We start from the raw sequence: 16,735 nt of genomic DNA on the forward strand, positions 1-16,735 counted from the left end.
TCGCCGTACCATCGCCTTAGCGACTTAACGATGGACTTCCTCAACAAAAAGCGCTTCGACCTCAATCGCTCCACACCCTCTGCAGATGCGGAGCGGCTGGTCAGCGCCAGCAGCATGGGCGAGGACGCAGCCTTTGAACTCAAGCTGCGCCCCAACCGCCTTGGCGAATTCATCGGCCAGCACAAGGCCAAAGAGCAGCTCGCCATCGCCCTCGAAGCAGCCAAATCACGCGGCGAAGCGCTTGACCATGTCCTGCTCTACGGCCCGCCGGGACTCGGCAAAACCACGCTCGCCACCATCATCGCGAATGAATTGGATGTCGGCTTCCAGCAGACCAGCGGCCCCGCCCTACAAATCCAGGGCGATCTTACCGCCATCCTGACCAACCTGCGCGAAAGGCAGGTGCTCTTCCTCGACGAAATCCATCGCCTGCAACCGGTGCTGGAAGAAAAGCTCTACACTGCGCTTGAGGATTACAAGCTCGACATCATCATCGGCCAGGGCCCCGCCGCGCGCACGCACGTGATGGAGATTCGTCCCTTCACCTTCGTCGCCGCCACCACGCGTCCCGGCCTGCTTTCATCTCCGCTGCGTTCGCGCTTCGGCATCCTCTTAAGGCTTGAGTTCTACAACGACGACGACCTCCGCTTCATCGTCGAACGCAGCGCAGAGGTCATCGGCGTGCAGATCGACGCAGACGGCGCAGCCGAAATCGCCATGCGTTCACGCGGCACACCCCGTATCGCCAACCGGCTCCTCCGCCGCGTGCGCGACTACGCACAGGTGCGCGCCAACGGCATTATCGATCGCGACACCGCGCAGGCCGCGCTGCAAATGCTCGAGGTCGACCCACACGGCTTCGACGAACTCGACCGCCGACTACTCCGCACCATCATCGAAAAGTACGACGGCGGCCCCGTCGGCCTGAACACCCTCGCCGCCGCGCTGGCCGAAGAAGAGGACGCACTCGAAGAGGTCTACGAGCCCTTCCTCATGCAGATCGGCTTCCTCGACCGCACGCCCCGCGGCCGCGTCGCCACCCGCCTCGCGTACGAACACTTCGGCTATCCCGTACCCACCAAAGCAAATCAATTCGATAAGCCAACCCTGTTCGACTAAGCTGGAAGTATGTCGATTGCAGAAAATTTAGAGCAGGTACGCGCGGAAATCGCAGCCGCCTGCGCCCGCGCCAACCGCAACCCCGCAGACGTGAAGCTGATGGCCGTCTCCAAAACCTGGGGTCCGGACGTCGTTGCCGAAGCCTTCCGCGCAGGTCAGCGCCTCTTCGGTGAAAACCGCCTGCAGGAGTGGGAACACAAGCAGCAGCAACTCCACACCATCCTCGGTGAAGACGTGGGCCAGCTTGAGATGCACCTCATCGGCAACCTGCAATCCAATAAAACCAGCAAGGCCGCATGGGTCTTCAGCGCCGTCGATTCCGTGGACAGCGTCAAGGTCGCGCGCCGTCTCAACGACGTCTGCGAACAGGTCGGCAAAGTCCTCCCCATTCTCGTCGAAGTAAAACTCTCCGAAGAAGAAACCAAGCACGGCATCGGCGAATACGCCCTCCCCGGCCTGCTGCGCAACATCCTTGAAGAAATGAATGGTCTGGAAGTCCGCGGCCTGATGATAGTCCCCCCGTACACCGACGATCCCGAAGGCGCACGCCCCTACTTTCGCCGCCTGCGTGAACTTCGCGACGAAGCCGTCGCCACCATTGAAGGCATCTCGCTCCCCGAACTCTCCATGGGCATGTCGCACGACTTCGCCGTAGCCATTGAAGAAGGCTCCACCTGCGTCCGCGTAGGCTCCGCCATCTTCGGCACCCGCACCAAATACCACGAAGAGGACGAAGAAGAGTCGTAGTAATGAACATCCGCAGCATCGACGGCGGTGTCAGCTTCGCAGTTCGCGTACAACCGGGCGCATCCCGCGAAGGCGTTATCGGCCTTTATGGCGACGCCATCAAGATCGCCCTGAGCGCTCCCGCCGTCGACGGCAAAGCCAACGAAGCCCTCGTCCGCTATCTCGCCACAGCGCTCAACGTGCCGAAGACAAGCATCACCATCGCCTCCGGCCACGCATCACGCTCCAAAGTGATCCGTGTCATCGGCATCACAAATGAAGAAACCGCGGCAAGGCTCTCGCCCACAGCGGCCGTCTAAACGCATTTCAAAAGAATGCGACTGTAACGCAAACCGGGTTCCCACTTTCGCGAAACGGGGTGCCCCACCTTCGCGAAGCTAAGGTGGGAAGCGGCTTCAGCCGCTCCATCGCGCGAAAGCGCGACCAGCGAAGCTCATCCGATTCGAAGAATCGTCATCCTGAGCGCAACGAAAGTGAAGCCGAAGGACCTGCATTCCTCTCGCATCACTCCGATGCAAACGGAGAGCAGAAAACCCTAAGCCGACTGCAGCGCCACCGTCTTCACCACCAACGTCTCGCCCTCACCCATCACATCCACACGATCCGCCACCCCGGCCTGCTTCGCCGCAGCCATCAGCCGCACCGGAGGTTCCTCCATCGGCTCCTTGCCCAGCGGAAACGTGCCATAGTGCATCGGGATCATCGTGGTTGCCGAGCCAAGATCAAGAAACGCCTGCAGCCCCTCTTCCGGCGAAGTATGCACCGCGCGGTAGCTATCCGGGTAATAAGCGCCTATCGGCAGCAACGCAATCTCTGGACGCAGCCTGCGCCCAATCTCGCGGAAGCCGTTGAAGTAGGCCGTATCGCCCGAGTGATACACGCTATGTCCGGCACCCGCAATCACATACCCGCCAAACAGCCGGTGCGTATCCTTGAACATGCGCGCTCCCCAGTGCTTCGCAGGCGTCATGGTCACGCGAACATCGTCGCCCTCAAGCGCGGTCGCCTCCCACCATTCCAGCTCCGTCACCTTACGAAAGCCCACCTTCTCCACCAGATCGCTTACCCCGCGAGGCACAATCGCCTCCGGTGCCACGCCCGTCAGCTTCTTCGCATGACGAACAATCTTCCGCAGCGACGGCAGGTTCAGGTGATCCATATGCGCATGCGTCAACAGAACTGCATCAATCGGCGGCAGATGCGCAATATCTATTCCCGGCAGTCGCGCCCGCCGCAGCAGGATCAGCCGCATTGCAAATACGGGATCCACCAGCACATTACGCCCGGCAATCTGGATCAGAAACGAAGAATGTCCCACAAAGGTAATGCCAAGCTGTTCCGGGTCCACCAGTCGCGGCGGATTCGGTTTGCCCAGCATCGGTTGGCGGTGGCTCTCACGAACAACATTCCAGAGCTGCCGCAGCTTACGCCAAACAGACGGATGTTCCTGAACTTTGCTCACACCGGATTAGATGTGGAAATCGCTTCGTGGATGCTACGGCCAAACACCTTGCAGTCTTATGCTCGGGCCGCCGTTCGGCCATCCCACCAGCTCATCACCCACCTTCGGCCTGGTCGCTCGACGAAGAAGTGCAACAAGATGCTCAGTGGAATTAAAACGACAAAACGCGGAATCAGGCCGGCAATGGTGTCCGGCCAGTGAAACAGACTCTTTGCCCAGTCGTTGAACATGAAATGAATCAGGTAAAACGCGTAGCTTGCCTCGCCAGCCAGCACAAACGGCGTCCAGGACAGTACGTTCGACACCAGGTTCGGACGTGTAAGGCCATACAGGATCAGCACATAGCAAGGAATCAGAAGCCCGTTATGCAGCAGGATGAAGGGCAGGTGTTTCGCCAGCAGAAGCGCACTGAAGAGTGCCGTACCACCACAAACCAGTGCCAGCTTTGCCCATCCCTCGCTCACGGGTCGCTGCAGATAGATCCAGCCAGCCACAATTCCACAAAGAAACTGGGGAAGCATTAACGGAGGGAACCGGCGCACAAAATACAACATATGGTGCGACCCGCTCGTGGCAGCGGTTTCATGCCACGCTGCGAGCGGGTCAAAGTACATCGCGATCAGGCCAGGGACCAGCGCCAGCACACAGAGCCCCAGCAACAGCACCACCCCGTGGCGCAGCGATCGTGGCTGTAGACGCGCCGCAACAAATGGAAAGCAGCAGTAAAAGAACGCCTCTTCTGAAAGACTCCACGCAACGATATTGAAAAAGGGTGTCAGCCGGATATGCCAGGACTGCAGCATGAAAACCTGTGCGACATAGGCAATCACATGGTACGCAGGGTGGAAAGCTTTGTACCCCAGGATTCCCGCAACAATGGTCACCAGCAGATACAGCGGGTACACACGCGCGAATCGCGCCACCAGGAAACGCTTCGTATCTCCCTTACCGCTCGCAAACTCAACGCCATGCGTATAAACCAGGATGAAGCCGGAAAGAAAAAAGAAAAAGCTGACAGCCGAGTAGCCCGCGCCCCAAAAGCCAGTGAACCGTCCCCACTGCTCAAAGGGGCGCACCATGTGGTACACACCCACGTACAGCGCCGCCAGTGCACGCACGCTGGTCAGTGCCTTCAGGTGCGGCGGTCGCTTCAGCGTTGACGACGAGACAGGATTCCGGACTTCCGTAAGACCGGAAAGTCGGTCATCAGTTGGCAGCATGGGGCTAATTATACGGGCGGCCTGTAACCCTGAAAGTCTATAGACCACCCCTCAAAATGCGCCTGTGGAGCCTGTTGGGACCAACCTCCCTCACCTGCAAATCCCTTACTGTCGTTTACCGGCCAGATGTTTTTCATTCGGCAAATAAGATGGAAAGTGATGCCCACAATGCTGTCCATGCACGCCCATTACATCCTGCTGGTGGTGGCATCGCTGGCAGCGGGCGCCATCAACGCGGCAGCCGCAGGCGGATCGTTCCTCAGCTTCCCCGCCATGCTCGGCATGGGCATCCCTCCGGTGCAGGCCAACGCGACAAACACGGTCGCCATCTGGCCCGGACAGCTCACCAGCGTTCTGAAACTCCGCAACGACCTCCGCCGCGAACTCATCATCGTCGCGCTCATCGCATCGGTCATCGGGGGAGTCGGTGGCGCATTGATTCTGCTGTGGTTACCCCAGCGCGTCTTCCTGTACGTCCTCCCCTGGATGATCCTCGCCTCCACGCTTCTGTTCCTCTTCTCCGCACGCATCAGTGGATGGTTACGGAAAGAAACGAACCATCCCCACGCCCATCGCCACGTCCAGCCGCTGCTTCTGCTACCGTTGCTGCTTCCCGTCTGCCTTTACATCGGCTACTTCGGCGCGGGCGGCGGCCTCATGGTCATGGCGCTGCTCGCCCTCCTGGGCGTGGACGACATGCACCAGCTCAACAGCATGAAGGTGCTCGTCGCCTGCCTCTCCAACTTTTCCGCCGTCGTCACCTTCATCGTGGAGCGGGCCGTCGTCTGGCATTACTGCTTCATCGCCATGATCGCCGCGGGCATCGGCGGCTACATCGGCGCGCATTACGCCCGCAAACTACCGCAGCGCGCCATGCGCATCGTAGTCATCCTCGTCGGATTCGGTGTCAGCGGCTATTTCTTCTACCGCAACCTGCATCCGTCTCACTGAAGGAAGAGAATTAGAAGTATGAGTCACGAAGGCATCCGCATGATCAGCCGCGAGGAGAGCGAGCGCACCGCGACGTTCGAGCAGCCGCTGCCGCCCGCCGCCACCGCCCCCGCCAAAATCAAGGTCGCGCTCACCGAAGGCACCGGCATGGAGATCACATGGAAGGACGGCCATCAATCCAAATGGAGCTTCCCCTACCTCCGGGACGCCTGCCCCTGCGCCACCTGCCATGAAGAACGCGAAAAAACAGGTCGCGCCCTGGGCGAACCCCGCCCCACGCCCAAAGTCCTCTTCCCCATCTACACGCCGCCCGCCAAGCCGCTCAGCGCGGAACCCATCGGCCGCTATGCCATCAAGTTCAAATGGGCCGACGGCCACGAGAGCGGCATCTACTCCTGGGACTTCCTCCGCCGCCTCGATCAGGACGCACTGCCCTTCAAGGTAGCCCCCAAATGACAGCACCCATGTCCCAGATCGAAACCCTCGAAGCCAGGCTCAAACCACTCTACGACCAGCTCGCCAACCATCGCCTCTACAGCTCCTTCCGCACGCTCGCGGACCTGCACACCTTCATGGAGTCGCACGTCTTCGCCGTCTGGGATTTCATGAGCCTGCTCAAAGCCCTCCAACGCGGCCTCACCTGCATCGACGTGCCGTGGGTGCCCAGCACATTTCCAGAGAGCCGCCGCCTCGTCAACGAGATCGTCCTCGGCGAAGAGACGGATGTCTACCAGGGCCAATCCCTCAGCCACTTCGAGCTATATCTCCTCGCCATGCAACAATGCGGGGCCGATACCACCGCCATCGACCGCCTCGTCTTCGCCCTGCGCGACGGCGCGGATCTGCACCAGGCAGTCCGCGGCAGCCACGCACCCGAACCAGCCAAACTTTTCGTCCGCGACACCTTCCACATCCTCAGCGAAGAAAAACTACACGCCACCGCCGCAGCCTTCACCTTCGGCCGCGAAGACCTCATCCCGGCCATGTTCAAAGGCTTCGTACGCGACCTCAACCGCGATCTCGGCGGCAACCTCGACACCTTCCTCTGGTACCTCGAACGTCACATCGAAGTCGACGGCGAAGAACACGGCCCCATGGCGCTCCGCATGATCGCCGAACTCTGCGGCAACGACGAGCAAAAATGGCACGAAGCCGAACAAGCCGCCACCTTCGCCCTCCAGTCGCGCCTAACCCTCTGGAACGGCATCGCCAACACCATCACCGCGCGTTCATAGCAACAAACTCCACAGCGGTCATCCATACCAACAACGTCACACGCTGTACCAACAACTTCACACGCTGTCATTCTGAGCGAAGCGAAGAATCCCGACGACTCCAACCGCACCAACACCGCAAACCCCTTCCAGCCACCAAACCGGGTGCCCCAGGTTCGCGAAGCTAACCTGGGCTATCGCGCCACGCGCGATCAAACGGTCTGAAAGACCGTCATCCTGAACGAAGCGAAGCGTAGCTGAAGGACCTGCATTCCTCTCACCCCTCTACAAGACCACAGGCAAGCCATTGCCTTTCGCAAGCCGGTCATTCTGAGCGCAGCGAAGAATCCCAACGACTCCCATCGTGCCAAGGCCCCACAAGGTTCCAGCCACCGAACCAAACCAGCTTCGCAAAGCCGGGTGCCCCAGGTTCGCGAAGCTAACCTGGGCTATCGCGCCACGCGCGATCAAACGGTCTGAAAGACCGTCATCCTGAGCGAAACGAAGTGAAGTCGAAGGACCTGCATTCCCCTCAACCCTCTACAATGCCGCAGGCAATCCGTTGCCTTTCACAAGCCGTCATTCTGAGCGCGACCCCAACGACCGCGCGGTCACCAAGACAAACAGGAGCACAAAGCAACCCCCCGCGCGCCCACGGAACGACCATGGCTGGCACAACAACACGACAACAAGCAAGCCCCCTGTAGCCTTCCCCTCCCCGCCCACGTCCAATCGTTCATGCGATACCCCGCGCCTGTTGCCGCCCTGCTGTGCGCCTCTTTACTCGCCTCCCCCCTGCCCGTTCTCGCGCAGGAAACGAAGACGCAAACCCTGAACGTCGATGCCCGTCTCGTCGTCGTCCCGGTCACCGTCCGCGACAGCAAGGAAAAGCTCGTCCGCACCCTCACCAAGGACGACTTCACCCTCACCGTCGACGCCAAATCGCAGAACATCCGTTACTTCGACAAGGAGAACAACCTGCCCCTCACTCTCGGCCTCATGGTCGACGTCAGCGGCAGCCAGCGCACCGTCCTCGACGCCGAGCGCACCGCCTCCTCATCCTTCCTCGACAACATGCTCCAGCCCGACCGCGACAATGCCTTCGTCATCCAGTTCGGCCGTCAGACAGACCTCCTCGCCGACGTCACCAGCTCCATGCCGAAACTCCAGGCAGCGCTGCAAAAGATCGACGCCGACCGCGACAAACCCCAGTTCAATCAGGATGACCGCAACGACAACGGCAACTCAGGCAACAGCGGAAACACCAGTAACAACGGAGGCTACGGCGGACAAGGCCGTCACGGCGGAAGCGGTGCCCCGCGCGGAGGAGCAGGTGGCGGCACCCTCCTTTACGACGCCGTCTACCTCGCCTCCACCGAAGTCATCCCCAAACCTGCAAAGGACGCCAAACCCACCGGCCCCAACCGCCGCGCGCTCATCCTGCTCACCGATGGCGACGACCGCGGCTCCCGCGAATCCCTCACCGACGCCATTGAAGCCGCCCAGCGCGCCGACTTCACCGTCTACGCCATCTACTACAAAGGCGAACAGGACCACGGCGGCGGCAGCGGCTTTCCCGGACGCTTCCCCGGCGGACGCGGTGGCTTCCCCGGCGGTGGCGGGCGCATGGGCGGCGGTGCCGACCAGCGCGACAAAAACGACGGCAAAAAAATCCTGCAGCGCATGACCGAAGAAACCGGCGGCCGCATGTTTGAAGTCACCAAAAAATACACCGTCGCCGACATCTACAAGGACATCGCGGAAGAACTCCGCAGCCAGTACCGCCTCGGCTTCTCACCCGTGAACAACGACGACGGCTACCACCGCCTCACCGTCGACATCCCCAAACAGAAGAAACTCATCCTGCAATACCGCGACGGCTATTACACCGGCGCCGTCAAACAGTAAAAATGCGCTTTGAGAAGAAGACCGACCGCAGCCCGCTGATGAGCTTGGATTGTTAGTAAAACTCACGCTCATCAGCGGGCTGTGTCACGCCGACATACGTTGTGATCCATACTTCACAAAAAAACTCACTCACTCCGCGCGTCTTCACACCATGAACAGCCATACTGGTTGTCACCATGAAAAAACTTACGTTTGCTGCGCTGGCGCTGGTCGTCGCAGCCGGAAACCTCTTCGCGTCAGAGCCGGACGGCCTCACGCTTCCTCGCGGCTTTCACGCAACGGTAGTCGCTGAAGGCCTGGGCCCCATCCGCCACATGGCCATCCGCAGCAACGGAGACATCTACATCTCCACGCGCCACGGCGCCAAGCAGCCCTCTGCGGGCATCCTCGCACTACGCCTGGACCCCGACCACAAACAGGCGCAGATCGAACACTTCAGCACCGTCGATCAGGGCACCGGCATCCGCATTTACAACGGCGCGCTTTACGCCTCTTCCAACACCGCCGTCTATCGCTTCCCGCTCGAAGGCAATGCGCTCGTACCCATAGCCGAACCGCAAACCATCGTGGAAGGCCTCGCACCCTCCGGCCACATGATCGCCTTCGACGGCAAAGGAAAACTCTACGTCTCCTTCGATGCCGGCATGAACATCTGCGCCACGCCCAACATGCCCAAAGGAGAAAAGCCCACCGGCCTCAAGCCTTGTCCGGCCCTCGCAGCCAGGGCAGGCATCTGGAGCTTTGACGACTCCCGCACCGGCCAGAAGTTCAGCGACGGCGAACACTTCGCTACCGGCATCCGCACCCTCAGCGGCCTCGACTGGCGCAACGGCGACGCACTCTACAGCGCCACCCACGGTCGCGACGCCACCCACGACGCCTTCCCCGACCTCGTCACCGAAGACGAAGACAACGTCATCGCAGACGAGATGTTCCGTGTTGAAAAATCCACCGACATGGGCTGGCCCTACACCTACTACGACGGCGCTCGGAAGCTTCGCCTTCTCGCACCCGAATACGGTGGCAACGGCAAAACCGCACCCACTGAAGGCCACTACGCCACACCGGCAGCCGCATTCTTCCAGCCGCGCCGTCCCGCCGTGCTTGACCTTGTCTTCTACCAGGCGAAGCAGTTTCCGGACCTCTACCGTGGCGGAGCCTTCCTCGCCATGCACGGAGCCGCCGATGTGCAGGGTCCATCAGGACAGGCCGGTTACAACATCGTCTTCGTCCCCTTCAAGAGCAACAAGGCAGGCGCACCGGTTGTCTTTGCAGACGGCTTCGCCGGCCCTGCCGCTGCGGATAAAAACGTCAAGACCGCGGCCTACCGTCCCGTCGGCGTAGCAGTGGGCCCCGACGGCGCTCTCTACGTAGCCGACTCCAACAAAGGCCGCATCTGGCGCATTGCCTACACTGGCAAGCCATAGGCCACACCCACGATTAGTGAACAAAACGAACTTCTTCACAGAACAGTCATGGGCACGCGAAATGCGTGCCCATGACCGTTTCTAAAGCGCGAGCATCTACGGTGCGATACGACGCACCACCGTAATCGGAATCGAGCCATCCGGTCGCGGAGCCACCTTCCAGCTAAGCGTGTCGTCTTCCACTTCGTACTCACGGACCTGCGTTGTGTCATCCGTATTCGGATACGTGCTGCGATCGATATGCAGAGTGATCTTGCTGGCAGCAGCATCCACGGTATAAGTGCCAAAGCTGCAACTGCTGCTCAGTTGTGCTTCCTTGTACTCGTCGAATGTCCCCTTCTCACGATCCTTACTGGCAAACTTCGTTCGCACATTCCGAAACACATCAATCATGAAATGGCCATCGGCAGTAAACACTGCCATACCGTGCGGCCCGGCGCCATAGTCAGAAACACGCGTTCCGTTCGGCAGCAACTTATCCGCCGCAATCAGTTGCCAACTACCAACAAATGGGTTCGCTGCCTTCTCCTGCGCTTGCATAGTGCACACACCCAACATCACAACAGCAATAAACGAGACATACTTATTCATCATCTTCATAAGTCACCTACTTCAGTCTTACGGCTACTAAGTCAACTTCCACCAAAGCACCGCGCACCCCGGCAGGCAGTACCACCTGCAACGTAGTACGTGCAGGCTTATTCGGATACTCCTTGGTGCCAAAGATCTCCGTATACCCTGCCGTCATTCCGGCAACGTCCATCTTGCCGTCCTTTGCAGGATCGCCACCCAGAAACATGCGCACCATGGCCACATTGCGCAATGTCAGCTTCTGCGTTTCAAGAAACTTTTCCAGGTCTTTGAAAATGCTGACGGTCTGCGACGTGGTATCAGGATGAGACTTAATATCCGGGTCAAGCCATCCACTCACATACAACGTGTTCCCAACCCAGACAGCACCGGAAATCGGAAGAGTGGCATTGGTCGGATTTTGGGTCGCGGGAAGAGGAACTTCTTTCATCATTTGCGCAAACGCTGGAAGAGAACCTGCCAGCACGATCGGAACAAGAAGCAGACGACGGATCTTCATGCAGTCAAACCTAGTCGTAGGAACGCCATCGCACAATTTGATTCTTCTCACCCGTAACGTGAGCAGCGCTTATGTCTTCTTCACAATGCGCACATGTTCGGGATAGGCCAGCCCCGCAAGAATGCCCTGTGTCGCCGTGGCCAGTAGGGAATGCAAAGCATCCACCGCTGGTATCTCCGCCGCGTGCGGACCGCGATGCAGTGCAACAGGAAAGCCGGGCAGCACAGGCAAACGGTGCAGTGACTTATTCGCCGTAAGTGCAGACGGCAACTGCATCGCAGTCCGCGCTGTAATCCCAAGCCCTCCCTGCAGTGCCGCCCACAGTCCATCCAGACTCGGACTGGTCGCGGCAATACGGTACGGGATGCCAGCGCTTTCCAGGTGCTGCACTGCCGCCTTGCGAAAAGCGCACTGCGGCCCCAGCAACGCCAGCGGAAGCGAAGCCTCCTGCATACGAAAGCTCCGACTCGCAATCCACAACACCGGCAATTCGCCCAGCAGCAACGCATCCTTACGATCGGCAAATCCAATCGTCAGCGCCACATCAAGCTGCCCTTTGTCCAACGCTTCAATCAGCGCCCCGTTGCCCTCAATGCGCAGTTCCACCTGCGTCCGCGGATACAACGTTGTGAACTGACGAAGAGCATCCGGCAACACCGACGCAAAATCCTGAGGAGCGCCAATGCGAACCGTGCCCGCCAGCGTTACACCCTGCATCGTCTGCAACAGGTCATCGTTCAGTGCCAGCATTCTTCGTGCATATCCCAACGCCGTCTGTCCGGCCTCAGTCAGTTTCGACGCCCGTCCCTGCTTGCGAAACAGCGGCGTCCCCAGTTCTTCCTGAAGACGTTTCATCTGCAGGCTGATCGCCGAAGGTGTCCGCCCAAGCCGTTCCGCAGCCTGGGAAAAACCGCCCACGTCATGCGTTATAACCAGCGTCCGTAATGTATCCAGGTCAAGATTGCGCAGAAGCATCGTGCGTTGAGGCTACACCCATGACTGTTTTATTTCGCTGAGAAACTCGTCGCAGCAGGTCGTAGCGATTTCGAGTTCTGCTTCAACAACGGAGCCAGCACTTCGTACTGATCCGTAGCAATGAAGTTCACACCCGCGGCAATGGCGCCTTTCATGCGCAACATCCCTGCGTCCAGCGATCCGAAGTTATAACCCTGTCCCCACCCGTTTTTCTCGTTCGGCTCTGCCGGATCAAATCCATCAATGGTGTAGAACCGAATCCAGTATCCAAGCGAGTGCGCATGATCTACCAGCGCCTTCAATCGCGCCTGGTCCGCAGCGGTCCAATCGCCAGCCTTGTGCTGACCACCTTCTTCCACCGCAAACCACGAGTGATTCGACCACCGCCGATAATTCGTCGGACGCGCCGTCAACATCGCCTCAGGCGCAGCAGTAGCCTGCCAGTGCATACGCTGCGCAGCCGTAAGTCCCGCAGGCGCCTCCACCGAATGCGCCGACCCAAAGATCAGCAGCTTACTGCCCACTGGCACAGCATCGTTGAAGACCTTCGCCTGCTCATCGTTATCCTCTGTAATCGCCAGGATCGGCCTGCGCTCAATCTTCGAAAGCTTGTGCGGATCATCCGTCTGCACCGCAGTGGAAAGCCACGGCTCATACTCATGCAACAAATCCCATACAGCATGCAAAAGCGCAGGCTGGTTGTCCTTGAAGTCAAAGTGCAGCACCACCACCGGCCAGGTGTCCTTCTTGTTTTCCTTGATTGCTTTTTCAATCGTGGGACGCACCTGCTCAAAGAAGTAATCGCGCAGCGTTGGTTCCTGCCCCGTAGGCTTCGGCGTATGCGAAACCACAACGCGTCCCTTGCCCGTAGCCGGATCCACATACCACGCAAGATCCTGCTCAATCGACACCGGGAACCCCGATGACAACGCGCGATACACACGATTGTTCCACTTCCCCTCATACGGATAGCAGTTGTGCGCATCCAGCACAGGCTGGTTGTCGTTCAGAAACTTCAGATCAGCCTTCTGCGCAAATGCACCACCAGCAAGGACACCAAGAAGAAAAACCGCGAAACAACGAACAGAATTGCGAATCATGAAAAGCTCCTCGAACACACGTTGCATTGTCCAAAACACACGCAACAGTCCAGTGAATGTAGAACAACAATCAAATCACGAACAATAAAACAAAGATGCCCGGCAGCAAATAAAGCAGCCGGGCACCTTGCATTGCGAAAAGTTGAATTACTTCGCAGGCTCAGAGATCGTAATGTTCCGATACCGAATCACACCGTGATGATCGCCCTGCAGGAAGAACGGTCCCGGCTCAGCTTCATTGCTATCCAGCGCGCCACCCGTCGGTCCCGGAATCTCCACGTTGTCGTGATACAGCTTGCCATCGCGATACACCGTCACATGCCGGCCAACAAACGTAACGTCGTAAGTCGTCCACTTGCCCAGACCCAGCTCCGAACCTGCTGGCGGCGGATACCAGCTATAGATCGCGCCCATCTCGTGCGTCGGCAGCTTGCCGCCTTCCGTACCCACCTGCAGCTCATAACGGCCACGCAGATAGATACCGCTGTTGCCGCCTTCCGGGCAGTTCACTTCAATGTGCAGCTTGAAGTCCTGGAACTTTTCCGTCGTCTTGATGTTCGCTGCAGGCTTCATCCGCTGGCCCGGAACTTCCGGGTTGTCATTCACGAGTTCGCCATCGCGAGCCACCCACTTGTTGTTCTCCACCATGCCGATGGGTTCCCAACCAGTCAGGTCCTTGCCATTGAAAATCGGACGCGGCTTCGTCCACTTCTTCGGCATAGGACGATCCAGCTTCGGCGCCGTCACACCGGCCAACGACGAACCATCAGCCTCGCCGCCACGCTTCTCCACGCCCGTCAACTTTCCTGCGCCAGCCGATGTCAGTTCCCAGCTCACCGCCGGACCACGGCCTGCAGGCTCCACAACCAGCACCAACTTGTCGCCATCCACATTGGCATCTGAAATCGCATGCCATGCGCCGCCACGCGGCTGATACTTGCCTTCCAACTTGCCGCCGTTATCGGTCAACTCAATCCACTGCGCATACGCCTTCCCCGAAGCAGGCGTAACCGTCATGTCCCAGCGACCCAGGAATGCTTTGGAGTCTTGCGCAGAGACAGTCGAGGCGAGCGCGGCAGCCAGCAGAGAGGCAAAAAGAATCTTCGTTTTCACGGGTTCGAGTGTAACCGTTCTCGCCCTACGACTGTCACCTGCTTTGTTAAACCTCCCGCAAAATGACGCGCCACCACAAGCCAAACAGATAAGCTTCTCCCCAGGCGCCACGCAAGAAGTCCCTCACGCGCAAAAAAATAATTTCCGGAACGCTGTCGAATCCCGTTTCACCCGTTCGTCGACAAAGTAATGGCGGGCAATCAACCTGCCAAAACAGGAGAAGCTCATGCCGCAATTCCTCATTGCCGTGCAACACCCCAACAACTACGACCCTTCGCTTGAAGGCGACGACATGATCCGCGACATCAGCGCGCTCAACCAGGAGATGGATGCCGCAGGCGCTCGCTTCTTCGCGGGCGGTCTTGAATCACCCAGCCACGCGAAATCGTTGCGCAAACAACCCAACGGCAACGTCTCCGTCACAGACGGCCCTTACCTCGAAGCCAAGGAATACATCGGCGGCTTCTGGATTCTCGAATGTGCCGACATGGACGAAGCGCTCGCCTGGGCACGCAAAGCCGTCATCGCCTGCCGCGTCCCCGTCGAAGTGCGAGAGTTCCACCGCTCCCCCCCCAAAGAAAATCCAACTAATCCCAGCACCCCACTACTTTTGAAACAAATAAGGAGCAACAAATGCGTTTCATGATGATCGTCATTCCCAAAGGCTACGAATCCGCCGCACCCGGTACAGTGCCCACCGCCGAAGCCGTGGCAAAAATGATGGAGTACAACAAAGCTCTGCAACAGGCAGGCGTCCTCCTCGCTCTGGACGGTCTTCTGCCTCCGTCCACCGGCGCACGCGTCTCCTTTGTCAACGGCAAAGCCACCGTCACCGACGGCCCCTTCCCGGAAGCAAAAGAGGTTATCGGCGGCTATTGGATCATTCAGGTGCGCTCCCGCGAAGAAGCCATCGAATGGGCCAAACGCGCCCCCTTCGACGAAACCGGCATCATCGAAGTTCGCCAGATTCAGGAAATGTCTGACTTCCCCGAAGACGTCCAGAAGGCCGCGGAAGGCTTCGATCAACTCACGAACAACACGCGATAACCCATGAGCGATGTCCGTAAAACAATTGAAGCCGTGTGGAAGATGGAATCCACACGGCTCATCGCTGCCATTGCCCGCGTCACCCGCGACATCGGCATGGCAGAAGAACTCGCGCAGGACGCCCTCATCACCGCACTCGAAGTGTGGCCGGAAGAAGGCATCCCGCAAAATCCCGCGGCATGGCTCATGACCGCAGCCAAACGACGCGCCATCGACTCGCTCCGCCGTGGCCGCATGCTCCTGCAAAAGCATGAAGAGATCGCCCGCGAACTCGAGTGGCAACAGCAGCAACTCGCCGACGCAATGGACCACGCACTCGATCAGGTCATCGAGGATGACGTCCTGCGCCTCATCTTCACCGCATGTCATCCCGTGCTGGCCGTCGAGGGCCGTATCGCACTCACACTGCGCCTCATCGGCGGCCTCACCACACCCGAGATTGCACGCGCCTTCCTCGTCCCGGAAAAGACTCTCGCACAACGCATCGTCCGCGCCAAGAAAACACTCACTGAAGCACACGTCCCCTTCGAAACACCACGCGGCGACGAGTTACATCGCAGGGTGGAATCCGTCCTCCTCGTCGTCTACCTCATCTTCAACGAGGGATACGCCGCAACCTCCGGCGACGAATGGATGCGCACCGCACTCTGCGAAGAAGCCTTGCGCATCACACGCATCCTCACACAACTCATCCCCAAGGAGTCAGAAGCCCACGCACTTCTCGCCCTGATGGAACTGCAAGCCTCACGCACCGCAGCGCGACGAGGCAAAAACGGCGAAGCCATCTTGTTGCCCGATCAGAACCGTGCCCTCTGGGATCACGCACAGATTCATCGCGGCCTGAGGGCCCTCACACAAGCGCAAAGACTTGACGGCGGCGCGAAGCCCTATGCCCTGCAAGCCGCCATCGCTGCCTGCCACGCACAGGCCCGCACTGCGGAAGAGACAGACTGGGAACGGATTGTCCTTCTCTACGACGCGCTGATGCAGATCAATCCATCCCCCATCGTGGCCCTGAATCGAGCCGTAGCCGTCAGCATGGCGCAAGGTCCCGCCGCAGGCCTCGAAGCGCTCGACGCCATAGCCAGACTCGCGAACAACTTCGAATTCACCAGCTATCACCTCTACCCCAGCGTGCGCGGCGATTTCCTCATCAAGCTGGGCCGCCTCACCGAAGCCAAAGAAGAAATCAAACGCGCCATCACCCTCACGCAAAACCAGCGCGAACAGGATCTGCTAACCCAAAAACTTCAACAAATCGAAGATACAAACCAATCCGTGCAGCCAAAAATGTAATCACTAACCTCGGCATCGCTTAGCCCTTACGAGACCGGTAAAAAACGATGCAACAGGTTACAAAAA

The 16,735-nt window shown here is 59.1% G+C and carries 18 protein-coding genes; 11 read left to right on the forward strand and 7 right to left on the reverse strand.

The window, feature by feature from the left end:
* Positions 1 to 30: 30 nt before the first annotated feature.
* From ruvB to AB6729_RS09010, 3 genes are read left to right on the forward strand one after another with little or no spacing between them, the layout of a single operon-like run.
* Positions 31 to 1,119 carry a Holliday junction branch migration DNA helicase RuvB gene (ruvB, locus tag AB6729_RS09000; protein ID WP_371081282.1) on the forward strand — a complete coding sequence of 363 codons (1,089 nt, stop codon included), beginning with the start codon at positions 31 to 33 and terminating at the stop codon, positions 1,117 to 1,119.
* Between the two features lie 9 nt (positions 1,120 to 1,128).
* A complete protein-coding gene (locus tag AB6729_RS09005) occupies positions 1,129 to 1,866 on the forward strand; it encodes a YggS family pyridoxal phosphate-dependent enzyme (protein WP_371081283.1) in 738 nt (245 codons plus the stop codon).
* Between the two features lie 2 nt (positions 1,867 to 1,868).
* Entirely contained in the window at positions 1,869 to 2,165 is a 297-nt protein-coding gene (locus AB6729_RS09010) for a DUF167 domain-containing protein (protein ID WP_371081284.1), read from the forward strand.
* A 236-nt stretch (positions 2,166 to 2,401) separates the two neighbouring features.
* Here the strand turns inward: AB6729_RS09010 and AB6729_RS09015 are convergent, their stop codons facing one another.
* Positions 2,402 to 3,328, reverse strand: a complete 927-nt coding sequence (locus tag AB6729_RS09015; RefSeq protein ID WP_371081285.1) for an MBL fold metallo-hydrolase — start codon at positions 3,326 to 3,328, stop codon at positions 2,402 to 2,404.
* Between the two features lie 56 nt (positions 3,329 to 3,384).
* On the reverse strand, positions 3,385 to 4,548 hold the full coding sequence (locus AB6729_RS09020; RefSeq protein ID WP_371081286.1) for an acyltransferase family protein: 1,164 nt from the start codon (positions 4,546 to 4,548) through the stop codon (positions 3,385 to 3,387).
* Positions 4,549 to 4,707: 159 nt separating this feature from the next.
* Between AB6729_RS09020 and AB6729_RS09025 the strand changes: the two genes are divergently transcribed.
* The 5 genes from AB6729_RS09025 (at position 4,708) to AB6729_RS09045 (ending at position 10,048) form a co-directional block, all read left to right on the forward strand.
* Positions 4,708 to 5,499 carry a sulfite exporter TauE/SafE family protein gene (locus AB6729_RS09025; RefSeq protein ID WP_371081287.1) on the forward strand — a complete coding sequence of 264 codons (792 nt, stop codon included), beginning with the start codon at positions 4,708 to 4,710 and terminating at the stop codon, positions 5,497 to 5,499.
* Between the two features lie 18 nt (positions 5,500 to 5,517).
* The gene (locus AB6729_RS09030) at positions 5,518 to 5,955 is read left to right on the forward strand and encodes a DUF971 domain-containing protein (protein WP_371081288.1); all 438 of its coding nucleotides are present in this window, start codon (positions 5,518 to 5,520) and stop codon (positions 5,953 to 5,955) included.
* Between the two features lie 8 nt (positions 5,956 to 5,963).
* On the forward strand, positions 5,964 to 6,734 hold the full coding sequence (locus AB6729_RS09035; protein WP_371081289.1) for a DUF3050 domain-containing protein: 771 nt from the start codon (positions 5,964 to 5,966) through the stop codon (positions 6,732 to 6,734).
* A 717-nt stretch (positions 6,735 to 7,451) separates the two neighbouring features.
* Positions 7,452 to 8,621, forward strand: coding sequence for a VWA domain-containing protein (locus AB6729_RS09040; RefSeq protein ID WP_371081290.1), 1,170 nt, complete (start codon positions 7,452 to 7,454; stop codon positions 8,619 to 8,621).
* Between the two features lie 176 nt (positions 8,622 to 8,797).
* Entirely contained in the window at positions 8,798 to 10,048 is a 1,251-nt protein-coding gene (locus tag AB6729_RS09045) for a sorbosone dehydrogenase family protein (protein WP_371081291.1), read from the forward strand.
* A gap of 96 nt (positions 10,049 to 10,144) precedes the next feature.
* On the opposite strand, the gene AB6729_RS09050 is transcribed toward AB6729_RS09045, so the two are convergent.
* The 5 genes from AB6729_RS09050 to AB6729_RS09070 all read right to left on the reverse strand — a co-directional run bounded on the left by AB6729_RS09050 (position 10,145) and on the right by AB6729_RS09070 (position 14,326).
* Positions 10,145 to 10,648 carry a lipocalin-like domain-containing protein gene (locus tag AB6729_RS09050; protein ID WP_371081292.1) on the reverse strand — a complete coding sequence of 168 codons (504 nt, stop codon included), beginning with the start codon at positions 10,646 to 10,648 and terminating at the stop codon, positions 10,145 to 10,147.
* Positions 10,649 to 10,655: 7 nt separating this feature from the next.
* Positions 10,656 to 11,138 carry a Rid family hydrolase gene (locus AB6729_RS09055; protein ID WP_371081293.1) on the reverse strand — a complete coding sequence of 161 codons (483 nt, stop codon included), beginning with the start codon at positions 11,136 to 11,138 and terminating at the stop codon, positions 10,656 to 10,658.
* 69 nt (positions 11,139 to 11,207) lie between these two features.
* On the reverse strand, positions 11,208 to 12,113 hold the full coding sequence (locus tag AB6729_RS09060) for a LysR substrate-binding domain-containing protein (RefSeq protein WP_371081294.1): 906 nt from the start codon (positions 12,111 to 12,113) through the stop codon (positions 11,208 to 11,210).
* Between the two features lie 29 nt (positions 12,114 to 12,142).
* Positions 12,143 to 13,213 (reverse strand): hypothetical protein, encoded by a 1,071-nt coding sequence (locus AB6729_RS09065; RefSeq protein ID WP_371081295.1) that lies wholly within the window; start codon positions 13,211 to 13,213, stop codon positions 12,143 to 12,145.
* 147 nt (positions 13,214 to 13,360) lie between these two features.
* Positions 13,361 to 14,326, reverse strand: a complete 966-nt coding sequence (locus tag AB6729_RS09070; RefSeq protein WP_371081296.1) for a DUF1080 domain-containing protein — start codon at positions 14,324 to 14,326, stop codon at positions 13,361 to 13,363.
* 226 nt (positions 14,327 to 14,552) lie between these two features.
* Here AB6729_RS09070 and AB6729_RS09075 point away from each other — a divergent pair, with 226 nt between their 5' ends.
* The 3 genes from AB6729_RS09075 to AB6729_RS09085 are packed head-to-tail and all read left to right on the forward strand — an operon-like array spanning position 14,553 to position 16,669.
* Complete coding sequence (locus AB6729_RS09075) at positions 14,553 to 14,972, forward strand: YciI family protein (protein WP_371081297.1); 420 nt, start codon at positions 14,553 to 14,555, stop codon at positions 14,970 to 14,972.
* On the forward strand, positions 14,960 to 15,373 hold the full coding sequence (locus tag AB6729_RS09080; protein WP_371081298.1) for a YciI family protein: 414 nt from the start codon (positions 14,960 to 14,962) through the stop codon (positions 15,371 to 15,373). Before AB6729_RS09075 ends, AB6729_RS09080 begins: the two co-directional genes overlap by 13 nt.
* Positions 15,374 to 15,376: 3 nt before the next feature.
* The gene (locus AB6729_RS09085) at positions 15,377 to 16,669 is read left to right on the forward strand and encodes an RNA polymerase sigma factor (protein WP_371081299.1); all 1,293 of its coding nucleotides are present in this window, start codon (positions 15,377 to 15,379) and stop codon (positions 16,667 to 16,669) included.
* Positions 16,670 to 16,735: the final 66 nt, after the last annotated feature.

Source organism: Terriglobus sp. RCC_193 (assembly GCF_041355105.1).
Taxonomy (GTDB): Bacteria; Acidobacteriota; Terriglobia; order Terriglobales; family Acidobacteriaceae; genus Terriglobus.